The organism is Methylobacterium nigriterrae (assembly GCF_037106235.1).
GTDB lineage: Bacteria > Pseudomonadota > Alphaproteobacteria > Rhizobiales > Beijerinckiaceae > Methylobacterium > Methylobacterium nigriterrae.
In genome coordinates this window covers 1-14,008 of record NZ_JBAWTG010000117.1, presented here as the reverse complement: position 1 = coordinate 14,008, position 14,008 = coordinate 1, and the positions used below count along the sequence as shown (strand labels likewise).

Below are 14,008 nucleotides of genomic sequence, written 5' to 3'. Positions count from 1 at the left end.
GGCCTGATGGATCGCCGCGCGGATGCGCGGATAGGTGCCGCAGCGGCAGAGATTGCCGCTCATGGCCTCGTCGATCTGCGCGTCGGTGGGCTTCGGCGTGTCCTTCAGGAGGGAGGCCGCCTGCATGATCTGGCCGGGCTGGCAGTAGCCGCACTGGGCGACGTTGAGATCGCGCCAGGCGACCTGGACGGGGTGGTTGCCGTCGGGCGAGAGGCCCTCGATCGTGGTCACGGCCTGCCCCTCGGCGGCCGAGACCGGGGTGACGCAGCCGCGCACGGCCGTGCCGCCGAGATGGACGGTGCAGGCGCCGCAGAGGGCCTGGCCGCAGCCGAACTTGGTGCCGGTGAGCCCCACCTCATCGCGCAGGTACCACAGCAGCGGCATGTCGGGATCGCCGTCGAAGCTGCGCTCAGCTCCGTTCACGGTGAGTTTGATCATCAGCAATCGTCCTGTCGTGAGGCACGGGCACGGGCCGGGATGACTCGCGAGCCATGGGAGGAGCGGCGTTCGGTTCGGCTCTGCGCGTACACCGGTTCAACCGGCCCGAGGGCAGTCGAGTTCGCTCGACCTCCGGATGTCGTGCATCGGGCGGCCACGAGGTAGGGAGGGTGCCACGTCGTATCCTGCGGGCTGATCCGCCCTCAAGCCAGGCGTTCGAACGAACCGCGAGAGGACAATCAGGATCGAAGCGGTTTTCCTTCCGGGACGTCCAACCCCGTGTGGCGACAAGCATGGCCCTGCGTGGGGCTCGCAGCGTCCACGTTCGTTCGCTGGCCCGTGGTCCTGGTCACGGTGCCGACCTGGACGCGCGCAGGAGCAGGTCGCGGAGCCACCGGTGCGCCGAGTCGTGATCGTAGGACGAGTGCCAGAGCATCGAGACCGTGAACTCCTGAAGGTCCACCGGAACGGGGCCGGTCGGCAAACCCATCCTTGTGCCGGCGTTCCGTGGATCCTGGTGGTGGGCGCTGGCGGCGGTTGCCGTTTACGTGTTGGTCGGTGTTGGTGTCTGGCCTGTCGGCGGCACCGGCGTCTGCGGATCGTCCCGGTCTGCCTGGCGATCTCGCTCACCATCCGGCTCATTTGCGGCGGGTCTTCCAGCGCCTACCGCAACGGGCAAGCCGCCGTGCTTGAATGTGTTGCACGATCGACGTGCTCTCTTCGGCCAGCACGGCGTTGGCGTATCGGGCGCTGACACCAGCTGCGCGCGAGCGTGCTGGCGTCGAGTGTTCGGTCAGCCAAGCGCACCTCGATCGCGGCACTCTGCTCAAGCCCTGCTTCATCGCGTGTTATTCGCTCACGTTTGCCACTGAAATTGCAAATTAACATGCCACAAAGCGTTCACGTTTCGTTTCGTTATTTATAAGTGGCCAAGGTGACACATAAAGCGGAAAGCAATTCAGATGTAAGCGCATGTTATTTTGTGAAAAATATTTGGAACCGGCTACCGTCGGCTTCTCCGCCCTGACGCTGGAGAGCTTCATTGCGGCTCTGGCGCAGGCGGGCGGCGGCGCGGAAGCGGCCTATCTTCATCACCGCTATCTCAATCTTCAGCCGGTTCTCGAACTCGTGCTGGGGCATGCCGGCCTCCCTGGCGCGCCGCCACGGCGTAGGCGGGGTAGCCGGCCAGAGATTTCACCTGTGTGAATGACCGTGGGCGCGGCGGCAGGGAAAGCTCGTGCTGTCGAACGGGCGAGATCGTCCGTGCCTCTTAAGGTTGCTTCTCCACCGCCGCTGAAGAAGGCCGAAGCCCGAGTGCCCCAGAACAGCTCGCCGGAGGATGACAATAGGCTCGCTCGGCGCAGCCCTAGCCTTGACGGCCGGCGAGGTTGCCCTGGACCGTCAAAAGCGCCTCCGCTCGATGATCTGTCAGCGGCCGTCGTCGGGCAGCCGCCGGTGTTCATCGGCATCGCCGACAGGAACCTCAGGCCGGTGTTTCTGAAGGCGGCCGGGCCCAAGACGGTCGGACGCCAACCTGACGACCGCATCTCGGCCATTCCGATCTCGGACTTCCTCCACCCGGCTGACCAAGCCGCCATCCGCGATCTGGCGCGGCCGCGACTCGTGGCGGTACGGCCGTTGGGAGGACGAGTCGCGGTTCCGGCATTTCAGCGCTGTGTCCAGGACGACAGTCTGCTGGCGCGGCTTCGGATTCCACGATGACAGCAGAATCTTCCAGCCGTCTCTCAGGCTCGGTGCCGGCCACTTCGACAGGAGCCTGGACGGAGGCCACCATGGCACCCGGAAATTTCCTGACGGGTGGTGGTCATATGGCCATCCGCATTCGAGAGCACGACTGGAGACCCACGCTGCTCGGCCCCATCGAGGCATGGTCACACGCGTTGCGGTACACATTGGGCAGCATGCTCAACTCGGCCTTTCCGACTTACCTCGCCTGGGGACCTGACCTCATCAGCTTCTACAACGACGCGTACCGGCCGATCCTCGGCATCAAGCCCGAGGCGCTCGGGCGCCCTTTCCCCGAGGTCTGGGGCGAGGCATGGGAGCAGATCGGGCCGGTGGCGGAGCGCGCGCTCCGGGGCGAGGCGAGCTATCTGGAGGATTATACCGTTACGGCGGATCGCCACGGCACTCAGGAGGAGACCGTCTGGACCTTTGCCTACTCGCCGGTCCGGGATGAAGGCGGCAGCGTGCAAGGCGTGCTCTGTCATGTGCACGAGACCACCGCGCGGGTCCGCACGGAGGAGCGGCTCCGATCCGCCTTGCGGGAGATCGAGTCGCAACAAGCGCGCTTTGACACCCTGATCGAGCATCTCCCTTTCGGAGCCGGCCTTTTCGCGGCCGATGGGCGAGCGCTGCTCACCAATCCGCTTTGTCGGCAGTTTCTTCCAAGCGGCAGGGCTCCCTCCATCGATCCGGACGTGCAGCCTCAGTGGACCTGCTTCGACACGGAGGGCCAGATTCTGAGCCCGTACGATTACCCCTTCGCTCGGGCGATGCGCGGCGAGGTCGTGCAGGACGTAAGCTTTCTGCACCGGACCGAGGAAGGCAATGAGCGCTGGATGCGAGTCAGCGCCATTCCGGTGCGGGAACGCGATGGCAGTATTCAGCACGCCATCATGGTGGTGCAGGACGTCAATCGGGAGAAGCGCGCCGAGGTGGCCCTGCGCGAGAGCGAGGAGCGCTTCCGGGCCGTAGCCGAGCAAGCCGAGGCCGGCATCGTCATCGTCGATGCCGCCCACCGGATGAGCTTCGTCAATGAACGCTACTGCGAGATCCTGGGGCGCACTCGCGATGATCTGCTCGGCCGCACCGTGGAGGAGCTGACCCACCCGGACGACTGGGCGTTCAACGAACCCCTGTACCAGCGCGCCATGGCAGAAGGCGCATCCTTCACCATCGAGAAGCGCTACCTGCGTCCGCATGGCACAGCAGTGTGGGTGCGCAACGTGGTCAGCGCCTTGCGCGATGGGACGGGTGCCATCGTTGGTGGCCTTGCGGTCTCCCTCGACGTCACCGAACGCCATCAGGCCGAGGCGGCCCTGCGCGAGAGCGAGGAGCGTATCCGGCGCTTCGCCGAGCATTCGGCGAACGTGCTCTGGCTCGCCGACCTGAAGAGCGGACAACTCGATTATCTCAGCCCGGCCTTCACGCAGGTCTGGGGCATGCCCGCCGAGGACATGCCGGATCTCGCGAGTTGGCTCGCCAGCGTCCACCCGGAGGACCGCGAGGCCGCCGCGCAGGCGCTGGAGCGGGTCGGTCGCGGCGAGACGCTGGTTCTGGAGTACCGCATCCTGCGCGCCTCGGACCACGCGGTGCGCCGCATCCGCGACACCTTCTTCCCGATCCCGGGGATCGACGGGCACATCCGGTCAGCGGGCGGGATCGCGCAGGATGTCACCATCGACACTGGCCTGCGCGCCTACGTGGTCGCGGTTGGGGGCGACGCCCGGCGCGGCCTCGTTGATGCCCTGCAAGCCGGCGGGTACGAGGTGCAGGCCTTTGTGAGCGGGCAGGCCCTCCTCAAGATGGCGGGCTCGCTGATGTCCGGCTGCGTCGTGCTCGACCTGGAGGAGGCCGGCAGCTTGGGGGTCGCGAGTGAGCTGAAACCCTCGCGCTCGCACCTGCCCGTGGTGGCGGTCGGTGCGAGCAATGGCGACGTCGGCTTCGGGGTACGCGCCATGAAGGCGGGAGCCGTCGATTTCCTCGAAGCCCCCTGGACACCGGAGGTGCTGCTGTTCGCGGTCAAGACAGCGCTGGCCGAAATCCGCGACGCGGCTGAGCGCTCGCGTGCGCGCGATGGGTCCCATGATCGGATCGCGGCCCTGTCGGCACGCGAGCGTGCGGTGCTGGAGGGTTTGCTCGCGGGCGGCACCAACAAGACCATCGCCCGCACGCTGGGCCTGAGCCCGCGCACGGTGGAGATCTACCGCGCCCGGGTCATGGAGGCGCTCGGCGCCCACACCCTGCCCGAGGCCGTTCTCATCGCGACGGCCGCCGGCGTGCGTCCCGCCAATCACGACGGCGACTAGGCTGCAGTCCGGAACCCCGCGTAGGAAGCAGGCTACTATGGGCCCCGAGACAGCCGGCGGACGCTAGAGGTACCCGGCCTCGAACTCCGCGAGCTGACGCAGCCGCCGCGGCGCGAGTATCCGTAGCCGGCTTCCCCGCAGTGAAATCAGCCCGTCGCGTCGTAGGGCTTGCAGCACGCGGTTCACGTGAACGTTCGACAGGCCGAGCGCGTCGGCCAGATCCCCCTGCGTCAACGGCAGATCAAACTGACCGTCCGAGGCTTGACCAATCCGTCCCAGGCGCTCGAGCAATTCGCACAGGAGATGCGCCGTGCGCTCAAGACCCGAGCGCATGCCGATATTGGCCATCCACTCGCGGGCCGTCGCCTCTTCGGCGAGCCTTGCGCGCTGCAGCGCGAGCGCGACGCGGGGATGCCGGCCGAGCAGGTCGAGGTATGCTGTGCGCGGGACCTTGGCGATCCGGCAGTCGGTAAGCGTCTCGATCGCGTGGTCGAGTGGATATCCGTGGAGCGCGCCTCGGTCACAGAGATCACCGGGGATGAGATAGGCTAGGATTTGGCGCCGGCCGGACAAGCGGCGCTTGAAACGGCTGGCGAACCCGGCGAAGACGATAAGCGCGTAGTTGGCCACGCATTCCTGCTCAACGAGTACGGTGTGCCGCTCGACCGGCCGGACATAGCCGGTCAGCCCCTCAAGCGCCGCCCGATCCTGCCCCGTCAGCGGGGCAAACCCATCGAGTTTATGAGCCAGCGTACAGACGGGGCCGCCCCCTTCCGGCGCACGAGCCAAGTGCCGCGGCACGCGAGCGGCTCCCGAGACGGCAGGATCCATCAGGGCGATGGGGGCAAGTGTCACGATCGGGCCTCCTCCGGGATGGTTGCCGCATTCTTCCGGCGGCGCGGCGCGAGTTCATCCGGCCCATTCCTTAGGAGCCTTCCGATGCGCGAGCCTCGATGTCCTTGCTCCGGCAGGCGATCGCAGGGGCAGGCCGGGCGATGTGCGACCGCCATTGTGTGCGCAAGCCGAGGCAAGCCTGCACGGCCGCCTCCTCTCGCGCGACCGGATGGCCGGCGCCCATAGTTTCTAGCCTGCGATCGCTGTGGCATAAGCCAAGCGGACCGAAAGGAAGCTTCAATGGAGACGGTTTTCTCGACGGACCATGTCCACCAGCGTGACCGGTTCGAATATTGGCACGAGGTTGCCCGCCGAAACGTTGTCGAGCACGACTCCAAGCCGAGATGCAGAGGAACGTTTAGGGCAGAGCTGCGTGCGGGCTCAATCGGAACGCTCAATCTTGCCTGCTTTCAGAACTCGGAAATGGTAGTCACTCACGCGACGCGTCACCTTTCTCGGACGAACGGCGATGAGCTTTTCATCTGTCGGCAGGTTCGAGAGCGCCTCGCTCTTGAGCAGGGTGGCCGGCAAGTTGTGCTGGAGCCGGGCGATGTCACGCTGATCGATCCGGGCGTGCCTTACAAGGGATGGTTCTCGGGCCGTTCTGAAGTGCTTATTGTTAAGGTTCGACGCGTCCTGCTGGAAAGCCGTCTCGGGCAGACACGAGACCTGCTCGCCCACAAGCTGGCCACGGCAGAAGGCCGTCTGGCGTCCGCCTATCTGGCCATGCTCCCGTCCCATGTCGATGACTTGGGCTCAGCCGAAGGCCTTGTTGAGGCGCACCTGCTCGATCTGATCGCTCTCGCCTTCGGGAGAGCAACGGACGAGATGATGCCACGCAGTTCATCCGCTCGGTCGCTCGTTCGTATGAGGCTGCGTACCGAGGTCGAGGCGCGCCTGGCTGATCCCACGCTCCATGTCAGCACGGTCGCCAACGCTGCCGGTGTGAGGGTGCGGTATGCCAATGCCGTGCTGGCTGACGAGAACACCTCTCTCATGCAGCTCATTCAGGCAAGGCGCCTTGCGCGCTGCCGGCAGGCTCTGGAGGATCCCACGCAGACGCACCGGACCGTGAGCCAAATCGCCTATGGCTGGGGGTTCTCGGACATGACTCATTTCGGCCGCCGGTTCAAAGCCGCCTATGGCCTGACGCCTAGTGAGTGTCGCCGCACAATGACAGCCTAACCGGAGAACCTGCACCGTTCCGTTGCGATGTTGAGAGCCGAATGGCGAACAGCTCCCGTGCGGTTTCATCGGCGACCGTCATGACCCATTCTCTGCCAGACCAAATGTCGCCCAGCGCGTTGTCGATCATCAACTCGCCAATGACCCTCAGGGCTTCCCTCCTGGCCGCGTCTAAATCCGCAAGTTCAACCCCGCCCGTGTCGGTGTGGTGCCGTCCTTCGTCGATGTGGAAGAAATATCGAGGCATTGATCTCTGAGCCACGCCGGGTGAACGGATGTTAGAGCGCCCGATAGCGCTTGGATCGGCCGAGATGGCACAATCCGTCGGCTTTTCTGACACTGCCTAGACGCGGGACCTTCTTGGCGTCTGGGGCAACCTTTTTTCGGGGTGACCTGACCGGTATTTTGGACCGAGCCAGTGGCGAGGCTACTGCATGGTGGCGCCCATGGGTAGCCGGAAGGCTGTGTCCGGGAGGGTGGCGGGCGCAGGCGGCCGGTAGCCCAGCGACGAGTGCGGCCTCCGTCCTCGTCTCATCTCCAGCTCATCCGGTCCTGGCTGATCCTCTCAATCAGCCCGGTCCAAAGCCAGCCAGTCAGCTCAAGATGAGACTCGCAGAACGTCCGTTTACCCATCGCTTAAGCCCCAAAGCGGACGGGCTGCTTACGGCCACAAGGCGACATTCAGCGTACCCAGCCCGAGTGTCTGAGCTACCTGAGGAGCGGGCGTTCGCGGATTGGACGTTCCGGAATGGAAGCCTATCCATGCGAGTATACCCTTGCGGAGGCTCAGGCAGACGGGATCGCGCAACTGTGCGGCCGAGGCTCACCTGCGCGGCGTCGTTGACGCCGGCCGTGAGATCCCCCTCCCCTCAGTGAGACGAGCATCTTGGTACCGGCAGCATTGCAGATCATCAGCGAGGTTCAGGGCAAGGAAACACGCTGGAGCCCTCTGCCATCGTGAGCACCAGCTGCTCGTTGGTCAGGTAGCGCCCCCCCCGCGCAGGGGTGACGCATCTAGGCTATCCGCATTGCCGGCTCCAGCCGCGTCACGAGCGGAGCTCTCAGTCTGTGCCAATAGTGCCATTAGTGCCAAAACACGGGACCTTCAGCATTTTGGCGCTTTTGGCACTATCGGCGCCGCCGCTCCAAGCCGACCAAGAGCGGCTGCTTGTCTGCAGACCCGTTGGCCGCAGAGGGCCGAGTTCGCCTTGTACCGCAGGACATGTCAGCCCTTCCAAGCGTCAGCGCGGCGGATGCGGGCAGATCAACGGCAGGATCACGTTAGGTGACCTCCTCGGCGAACTGACGTCTGAGCCTGACCCACTCGTTGAGCTCGCGCCGCAGCTCGACAGCCTCGTTCGTGTAGCCGCCGTGCCGGTACATGCCATTGCGCTCGCCCTTCGGCGCGCCGGGCGAGGCGCCCCCGTGCATGCGGCAGCGCCCGTTCGGCATCGCCGGGGAACAGCACGGGCGGCCGCTGCGCGTCTTGGCTCCGCAGCGGGGCGAGAGGTGCATCGCCATCCGGCTTTGCATAGGGTTGCCCTCAAGTTCCATCGCACTCCCCGCCCCTGCCCCCGCCCAAGGGTGCGCTGATCGCCCCAACGATCGCCTGACCTCCAGCCTCGACGGTGACGCGCTCGACCCGGACCGTCTGCTGGCCAGTGCTGCGGTGGCGCTTGAGCGCCTCGAGTTGCAGCGTGAAGGTGCGCGCCAGCTTGTTGAGGGCCCGCTCGGCGCAAGCGGCCAGCTCGACCTCGTCCGTGCGTGCGAGCCGGCGAGCAAAGGTCATCGTGGCCATGTGAACGGCCGCCATTTGGGTTGCGAGCATCGCCTCGACCTCGTCGCGCGGCTCTACGCCGGTGACGGCGGCCAGCATGAAGTTGATCTCAGCCTCGCTCCGCGCCTGCCCGGGGGCGGCAAGCGCCGCCATCTGGCCCAGAAGCCCGTCCGTGAACACGGGGCTTGCCGTCCCGAGGGAGGCCATCAGGACTTGGCTGCCGACCCGCTGGTCCGGATGATCCAGGCGCAGGCTGCGGCCGCTCTCATCCGCGGTGATCTTGATGCGTGTCGGCAGGGCCTTGGCGCGGCGGCTGCGATGGGTCGCGAGGGCAGCCTCCTCGGCCGGGGTTGGCTCGTACGGCTTGGCAAGCGCTGTGTCGGACAGCTCCCCGCCCTCGCTCTCCTGAGGTGCCTCCATGCTTGTGCTTGCTCCTTGCCAGCCGGCGCACACGAACGGGCCGCTCCGCCATGTCCACCGGAAAAGCACCTGTTGGCGCGCATTCTGCCGGCCATGTTCTTGGTTTGTTCGCGAGCATCAGCGATAGCATCCAGATCCGAAAGTCGCAAAAGGCCCCCTGCCCGTGCCCAGCAAACCCGTGATCGCCTACATCCGCATCTCCAAAGCCCGCTTCGGCCGTCCGGTCCCGAGCCCGGAGGAGCAATGGGCGAGCATTTGCCAGTTCTGCGAGCGGCACGGCTACCTTGTGCTGTCGAGCTGCAGGGAGGATGAGGCAAGCCGGGCGCCGGACACGCTCGAGCGGTACCCGGGCCTGTCTCACGCCCTGGCGCTGGCCAAGCGCAAGAAGTGCTCCATGGTGGTGGCCAGCCTGGATCGGCTCTCGCGGGATGTGATCTCCTTGGCCGACCTGATGCACCAGCCCGTGCCGATCATCGTGGCCGGACCTGATCCCGATGCCGGCTCGTTCGTGCTGCAGAATGCGGTTGCACTCGCCCGGCGGGAACGGCGCCTGATTGCGGCGGACAGGGCAGCCGTCACGGCGCGGCAAGTGACTCGGTGGCGGCGCGAGCTGCAGGCTCAGCAGAGCGAGATGGGTTAAGCCGCTCGCTGCTCCTGCACCATGCGCTCACTGGCAGCCAAGCCATAGCGTTGGGGCTTGGCCCTCGGGGAGCGGTGAAGCCAGAAGTAGCTTTGCCTCGCGCTACGCGAGCTCCTTCATCGGCGCTGTTGCGAGCTACACGACCTCGTGCTCGATCTGCTCCAGCTCCTCGCAGATCAGCTCGTACTCCTCAGCCGCGGCATCGATCTGCCCCACCATCGCGCGGTGGCGCTCCGGTTCGTAGGGCTCGATCTTCACCAGTACCATCGGTGAGACGGAGGGCTGATAGAACATGCGGTGCTCGCTCTGGATCAGCACGGCCCCGCGCATCACGGCCCCCCTCCCCGCATCTTCGTCAGCGTGATCAGCCGGACCGCCCCCAGCCAGCCCGTCTGCAGGTGGATCAGGTCCGTCAGTGGGCTGATGTGCACTCCAGGTCTTCAGGAGCAACTGTTCTCGTCACTGCCAGCGGGTCTTAAACCATCCTAAAGGTCTGCGGCGGCTCCAAACTGTGTGCCAATAGTGCCAAAAAGCCGGCAACCCGCAGTTTTGGCACTATTGGCACTATCGGCGCAGTCGCCCTGACCCTTGGGACAGGTCGAGCGATCGGTGAGCGTTGGATGCAATTGATGTCATTCGCCAATGCAGTAAATCGGACATCGAGGCGATCATCCTGCTCCTGCGCGGCATGTCAGACAAGCGCGCGGACGCCTCACCCGACGAGACATCGGATGCGGCCGAGCCCCGGTGCCTTTAGTATCGATAATCGCCCCCAAATGAGACTGTCTCGATAGCCGGCTGTTTCTGAGACCGCCACTGGCTACGGGGCCTGCCCGCGCGCTGTCGCGGATTGGGCGTTATGGAAGCTCCCGACCCAAAGCCGGCGTCTCCGCTGCCGGCCTTCAACGGCTCTCAACAGTTCGTCCCACCTATTGAGAAACACCCTCCACCGCAAAGGTGTGGTATCGCGCGTATTTCTCGCCTATCTTTCGCACCTCCTTGTACGCAGGGTCATTATGCCATGCACGAACCGAATCTATGCTGTCATACCTGTAAATGACGGCGCGTTTTGGCGGCTCACCATCCATGGCGATGACCTGACTTCCACTGCCGGCTGCCCCTCCCGCAGCCACCAACTGACCTCCGTGGGCCTTTATGATCTCCCGTGCCCTCGGCAGATACTCTTTGGCGTAACCTTCGGGGTCAGTTACCTCAATTTCCCCGACAAAATAGACGGGCGGCTTTGATTGAGCCTGAAGGCGCTCGACCATTACTGCGCCGAGCCCCATGCTCGCCAGCATAGCTACGGCTATATCCCATCGATACTTCATGGCCCTTGCTCCGAACTTGTTCGTAAGCAGTGCAATGAACTGCCCGGTGCATAGGCTGAGCGCGCGAGAAAGTTCAGTCAATATGTCGCCAGAGATCTCATCAGGCGGATCCGTGTCAACTGGTCGAACCGTCGCCCAGATTGCGAATTCGGTAGTTGGATCGATCCGCAGCAGCCGAGGGCGCTTGCGGCCGACGGTATCCTCGACCGAAACTTGCAGGGTATGGTCGACCTTCCACCTTGAGCGGACGTGCGGCACGCTCGGCGTTCCAATAGGGCTTGCCCGTGTGGACCGTTCCAAAGGCGTTCCAGGAGAGTGGTTTCGGACTTCTGGAACGCGCTGCAGGAAGAGGTCTAAGGGGCCAGTGGAACGGCCCGGTTTGGGTGTGCTCTTACCGAACCGGCTCTTGGCTGGCTCGAACCAACCCGCTGGACGCCACTAAGCCAGAGACACCGCTAACAGATCGACGGCCTTCAAATTAAAATTAGCGCAGACAAAAATATAATTTCATACGCGTTGAACGCATATCTCAGACAGAGATTGCAAGAAGACCTACGCTCAGACGATCGAAATATACATTCATCGAGCGCGCGAATGCGCATTATGGCGCAATGCAAAATTGACATGCCGCGCCGCACAAATTCCGTGGTTCAATCCCTCATCGGTCGGCTCCGCAGACGGCCACCCTGAACCTGGAGATCTCTCATGCGCACCATCCGCGCTCTTGCGCTTGCTGTGCTTGCCTCGGCTACCTTCGCTGCCGAGACCGCGATGGCCGGTGACGCCATTCACCTCACCCCGACGCTCTACCGCGAGCAGGCCCGCGTCACGGCCGCTGTGCGTCAGGCGTCGGAGCTGACGACCACGCCGTCCTTGACCGCGCGTGCCCCGGCCGCTCCCCGCGTCGTTGCCGAGGCCGCTGCGACCTCGGCCCGCTAAGGTGGCCTCTTGCTACTACAGACAGCCGTTCTCGGCTCAGCCCCGGCCTCGTGCCGGGGCTTTTCTTTTCCCTCTCAGCCTCGTCGAACCTCATCTGACCGAGCGCGGATTGAGCCTTATGGTGCTACTGGCGTATCGAGAGCTGCTCAGCCATCCAGCCTCGTGCCGCCTCCAAGCTGTCGAACCAGACAGACAGCACATCGGTGGCGCAGGCTCCGAACCCCGCTTCGACACACCACTGGCCTGCCAGACCCGTTGCGCCATGCAGCTCCGCGCTCAGGCGCACCAGGACCGCCACGAGCTTCCCATCCGTGAACGCGAGGCGTCCCTCGGTATCCTCGCTCTGCGTCCCGATCTGCACCGGCTGCAGCGTGATCTCCACCATCTCGCGCCTCAAACAGCAACTCACTGCCAAGCCTTCAGCTCCTAACCGCATTCACTTACGGCAAGCTTCACAGGGCGAGCAGGACACGGGTCACGGCAGGGCAAGAGGAGGGAGGAGATGCCTGGCTAGGCAGCCCTGACGGTGCGCAGGTCCTGCAGGTCCAGGTATCCGGGGTCGAACTCGGCAAACGCCTTCAGCCGCGGCACGTCGGGGATGGTCAGCACGGACTTGCTCCAGACGATCAGATCGCCTGCCCGGAGCGCCTGCAGGACGCGGTTGATGTGGACCTGCGAAATGCCGAGCGCGTCCGCCAGATCCGTCTGCGAGATCGCCAGCTCGAAGCTGTTCGCGTCAGCAAGACCCACCACCTGCAGGCAGACCAGTAGCTCGCAGAAATGATGCGCCAAGCGCCTGTCTGCCGGTCGGCTGTCGTTCACCAGCCACTCGCGGGCCCGGCTCAGTTCCATCAGGGTGAGCCAACGCATCGCGCGGGCAATGCCGGGATGCGTCTCGATCAGCTCCGTGAGCCTCGCGCGCGGGATGTCGACGACGGAGCAGGGCGTGAGCGCGCCCAGGCGCATGTCGCGCGCGGAGGGTCCGGAGACGTGCATGCGGCAGAGGTCGCCCGCCACGGCGAAGGAGACGATCCGGCGGCCGCCCTCCTGGAGGGTCTTGTAGCGCCCGGCCATGCCGCTCATCACGAGGTAGACGCGACCCGTGTTGTCGTAGACCGCGATATCGCGTCGCGCGGGAACACTGCGCCGGTTGAGCGTGAGAGCCACCAGGGCAGAACGCTCGATCTCGGACAGGTCAGCGCCGTGCTCAAGCTTCCGGATGAGGGGGTGGCTCATAGCTCCACTGTGCGGAGCGCTGACTAGGGTGACGCGGAATGACTGTGCGGGGCTCCTGGCACATTAGTACTGATTGAAACCTAACGAAGGCTTGCCCTGTATTCGATCTGAGCCGCGCTCTCTGCGAGGGGGTGCAGACAAGGCGTAACGGGCCCTGCGGCTCCTATGAGGCGCCGCTCGCGGATTGGGCGTTACGGAACCCGGCCGCTTCCACTGCCTGTCCAGAATTCAAAAAGTTTGAGACGCGCCCTCTTGATGCGGGAACTCCAGCACGAACCGCGTGCCGGGTTGCGCATCCTGCCATTGCGGTTGCCCGCCGAGCTGGTGGCCGAGGCCGGCAATCACCGTCATGCCGAGGCTCTTGGACTTTGCCGGGTCGAAGCCCGGCGGCAGACCTACGCCTCTGTCGCACACCTCGAGCCGAAGATGCCCTGGCTCAACCTGCGTTACGGAGAGGCGCACCTCGCCAGCGCCGCCAGGGTAGGCATACTTGAAGGCGTTCGTGACCAACTCGTTGGCGATAAGCCCCAAGGGCACGGCATGATCCGTTGCCAGCATGACCGGCACAGCCTCACAGGTGAGCGTGTGGCCCAGCCCGATCGATGCGCGGAACTGCTCGCACAATTCCTCTAGGAACTCGGCCAGATTGAGGGTCTGCACCTCATCCTTGCGCCAGAGCCGATCATGCACTTTCGCAATGGTCAGCACGCGCGTCCGCGCATCGACAAGAGCCTCGCGCAGCCCAGGATCGGCCGCCTTGTTGCCCTGCATGCTCAGCAGGCTCGCCACGATAGAGAGGCTGTTCTTGACCCGGTGGCTGATCTCGCGCGTCAGCACCTCCTGTTGCGCCAATGCCTGCTGCAACCGGGCTTCGCTCTGCTGCAGTGCCTCTTCCGCGCGTTGTCGGTCGATGGCGCCGCCGAGTAGGTTGGCAAATCCCTGCAGGAAAGCGACGTCGGCTTCGGTGAACCGTCCTTCCGTCGGGCTATCCACCTCAAGCACGCCGAAGGGCTCGCTCTCGCCACGGATGATGACGTTGATGGCCCGCTTGATCCCGTGCTCTTCAAGCACCTTCGGCGTGCGGAAGCGGCTCTCG

General features: G+C 64.8%; 16 protein-coding genes. 5 read left to right on the top strand and 11 right to left on the bottom strand.

Annotation, left to right across the window (positions count from 1 at the left end):
* Both WDW90_RS29550 and WDW90_RS29545 read right to left on the bottom strand, forming a co-directional pair.
* On the bottom strand, window positions 1-438 hold a 438-nt coding region (locus tag WDW90_RS29550; protein WP_336491069.1), incomplete at its 3' end, for a (2Fe-2S)-binding protein.
* A gap of 975 nt (window positions 439-1,413) precedes the next feature.
* On the bottom strand, window positions 1,414-1,578 hold the full coding sequence (locus WDW90_RS29545; RefSeq protein ID WP_336491068.1) for a hypothetical protein: 165 nt from the start codon (window positions 1,576-1,578) through the stop codon (window positions 1,414-1,416).
* Window positions 1,579-1,893: 315 nt separating this feature from the next.
* On the opposite strand from WDW90_RS29545, the gene WDW90_RS29540 reads away from it, so the two are divergent.
* Together WDW90_RS29540 and WDW90_RS29535 are read left to right on the top strand one after the other, a co-directional pair.
* Entirely contained in the window at window positions 1,894-2,160 is a 267-nt protein-coding gene (locus WDW90_RS29540) for a hypothetical protein (RefSeq protein ID WP_336491067.1), read from the top strand.
* Window positions 2,161-2,231: 71 nt separating this feature from the next.
* Window positions 2,232-4,490, top strand: a complete 2,259-nt coding sequence (locus WDW90_RS29535) for a PAS domain S-box protein (RefSeq protein ID WP_336491066.1) — start codon at window positions 2,232-2,234, stop codon at window positions 4,488-4,490.
* Between the two features lie 63 nt (window positions 4,491-4,553).
* On the opposite strand, the gene WDW90_RS29530 is transcribed toward WDW90_RS29535, so the two are convergent.
* On the bottom strand, window positions 4,554-5,345 hold the full coding sequence (locus WDW90_RS29530; RefSeq protein WP_336491065.1) for a Crp/Fnr family transcriptional regulator: 792 nt from the start codon (window positions 5,343-5,345) through the stop codon (window positions 4,554-4,556).
* A gap of 279 nt (window positions 5,346-5,624) precedes the next feature.
* Between WDW90_RS29530 and WDW90_RS29525 the strand changes: the two genes are divergently transcribed.
* Window positions 5,625-6,569 (top strand): AraC-like ligand-binding domain-containing protein, encoded by a 945-nt coding sequence (locus tag WDW90_RS29525; RefSeq protein ID WP_336491064.1) that lies wholly within the window; start codon window positions 5,625-5,627, stop codon window positions 6,567-6,569.
* On the opposite strand, the gene WDW90_RS40910 is transcribed toward WDW90_RS29525, so the two are convergent.
* The 3 genes from WDW90_RS40910 to WDW90_RS29515 all read right to left on the bottom strand — a co-directional run bounded on the left by WDW90_RS40910 (window position 6,538) and on the right by WDW90_RS29515 (window position 8,766).
* The gene (locus WDW90_RS40910; protein ID WP_431311148.1) at window positions 6,538-6,816 is read right to left on the bottom strand and encodes a DUF6894 family protein; all 279 of its coding nucleotides are present in this window, start codon (window positions 6,814-6,816) and stop codon (window positions 6,538-6,540) included. The two genes, WDW90_RS29525 and WDW90_RS40910, sit on opposite strands and share 32 nt — an antisense overlap.
* Window positions 6,817-7,850: 1,034 nt before the next feature.
* Complete coding sequence (locus WDW90_RS29520) at window positions 7,851-8,084, bottom strand: HGGxSTG domain-containing protein (RefSeq protein ID WP_336491070.1); 234 nt, start codon at window positions 8,082-8,084, stop codon at window positions 7,851-7,853.
* Window positions 8,085-8,112: 28 nt separating this feature from the next.
* Window positions 8,113-8,766: a hypothetical protein gene (locus tag WDW90_RS29515; RefSeq protein WP_336491063.1), complete on the bottom strand. Its 654-nt coding sequence runs from the start codon at window positions 8,764-8,766 to the stop codon at window positions 8,113-8,115.
* A 178-nt stretch (window positions 8,767-8,944) separates the two neighbouring features.
* Between WDW90_RS29515 and WDW90_RS29510 the strand changes: the two genes are divergently transcribed.
* Window positions 8,945-9,406 (top strand): recombinase family protein, encoded by a 462-nt coding sequence (locus WDW90_RS29510; RefSeq protein ID WP_336491062.1) that lies wholly within the window; start codon window positions 8,945-8,947, stop codon window positions 9,404-9,406.
* Window positions 9,407-9,541: 135 nt separating this feature from the next.
* Here the strand turns inward: WDW90_RS29510 and WDW90_RS29505 are convergent, their stop codons facing one another.
* Window positions 9,542-9,739, bottom strand: a complete 198-nt coding sequence (locus WDW90_RS29505; RefSeq protein ID WP_336491061.1) for a hypothetical protein — start codon at window positions 9,737-9,739, stop codon at window positions 9,542-9,544.
* Between the two features lie 596 nt (window positions 9,740-10,335).
* Complete coding sequence (locus WDW90_RS29500; RefSeq protein WP_336491060.1) at window positions 10,336-10,737, bottom strand: DUF1330 domain-containing protein; 402 nt, start codon at window positions 10,735-10,737, stop codon at window positions 10,336-10,338.
* A gap of 705 nt (window positions 10,738-11,442) precedes the next feature.
* Here WDW90_RS29500 and WDW90_RS29495 point away from each other — a divergent pair.
* Window positions 11,443-11,676, top strand: coding sequence for a hypothetical protein (locus tag WDW90_RS29495; RefSeq protein ID WP_336491059.1), 234 nt, complete (start codon window positions 11,443-11,445; stop codon window positions 11,674-11,676).
* A 124-nt stretch (window positions 11,677-11,800) separates the two neighbouring features.
* On the opposite strand, the gene WDW90_RS29490 is transcribed toward WDW90_RS29495, so the two are convergent.
* The 3 genes from WDW90_RS29490 to WDW90_RS29480 all read right to left on the bottom strand — a co-directional run.
* Entirely contained in the window at window positions 11,801-12,061 is a 261-nt protein-coding gene (locus tag WDW90_RS29490; protein WP_336491058.1) for a hypothetical protein, read from the bottom strand.
* A gap of 125 nt (window positions 12,062-12,186) precedes the next feature.
* Complete coding sequence (locus tag WDW90_RS29485) at window positions 12,187-12,912, bottom strand: Crp/Fnr family transcriptional regulator (protein ID WP_336491057.1); 726 nt, start codon at window positions 12,910-12,912, stop codon at window positions 12,187-12,189.
* A gap of 228 nt (window positions 12,913-13,140) precedes the next feature.
* Window positions 13,141-14,008, bottom strand: an 868-nt coding sequence (locus WDW90_RS29480) for a sensor histidine kinase (protein ID WP_336491056.1), incomplete at its 5' end; no start/stop codon positions are given.

What these genes read in the sequence shown, in the direction of transcription:
- WDW90_RS29545 (WP_336491068.1), bottom strand. Translation starts at nt 1,578, where the DNA reads ATGCCCCAGCACGAGTTCGAGAACCGGCTGAAGATTGAGATAGCGGTG.
- WDW90_RS29535 (WP_336491066.1), top strand. Translation starts at nt 2,232, where the DNA reads ATGGCACCCGGAAATTTCCTGACGGGTGGTGGTCATATGGCCATCCGC.
- WDW90_RS29525 (WP_336491064.1), top strand. Translation starts at nt 5,625, where the DNA reads ATGGAGACGGTTTTCTCGACGGACCATGTCCACCAGCGTGACCGGTTC.
- WDW90_RS40910 (WP_431311148.1), bottom strand. Translation starts at nt 6,816, where the DNA reads ATGCCTCGATATTTCTTCCACATCGACGAAGGACGGCACCACACCGAC.
- WDW90_RS29520 (WP_336491070.1), bottom strand. Translation starts at nt 8,084, where the DNA reads ATGCACCTCTCGCCCCGCTGCGGAGCCAAGACGCGCAGCGGCCGCCCG.
- WDW90_RS29515 (WP_336491063.1), bottom strand. Translation starts at nt 8,766, where the DNA reads ATGGAGGCACCTCAGGAGAGCGAGGGCGGGGAGCTGTCCGACACAGCG.
- WDW90_RS29500 (WP_336491060.1), bottom strand. Translation starts at nt 10,737, where the DNA reads ATGAAGTATCGATGGGATATAGCCGTAGCTATGCTGGCGAGCATGGGG.
- WDW90_RS29495 (WP_336491059.1), top strand. Translation starts at nt 11,443, where the DNA reads ATGCGCACCATCCGCGCTCTTGCGCTTGCTGTGCTTGCCTCGGCTACC.
- WDW90_RS29490 (WP_336491058.1), bottom strand. Translation starts at nt 12,061, where the DNA reads ATGGTGGAGATCACGCTGCAGCCGGTGCAGATCGGGACGCAGAGCGAG.
- WDW90_RS29485 (WP_336491057.1), bottom strand. Translation starts at nt 12,912, where the DNA reads ATGAGCCACCCCCTCATCCGGAAGCTTGAGCACGGCGCTGACCTGTCC.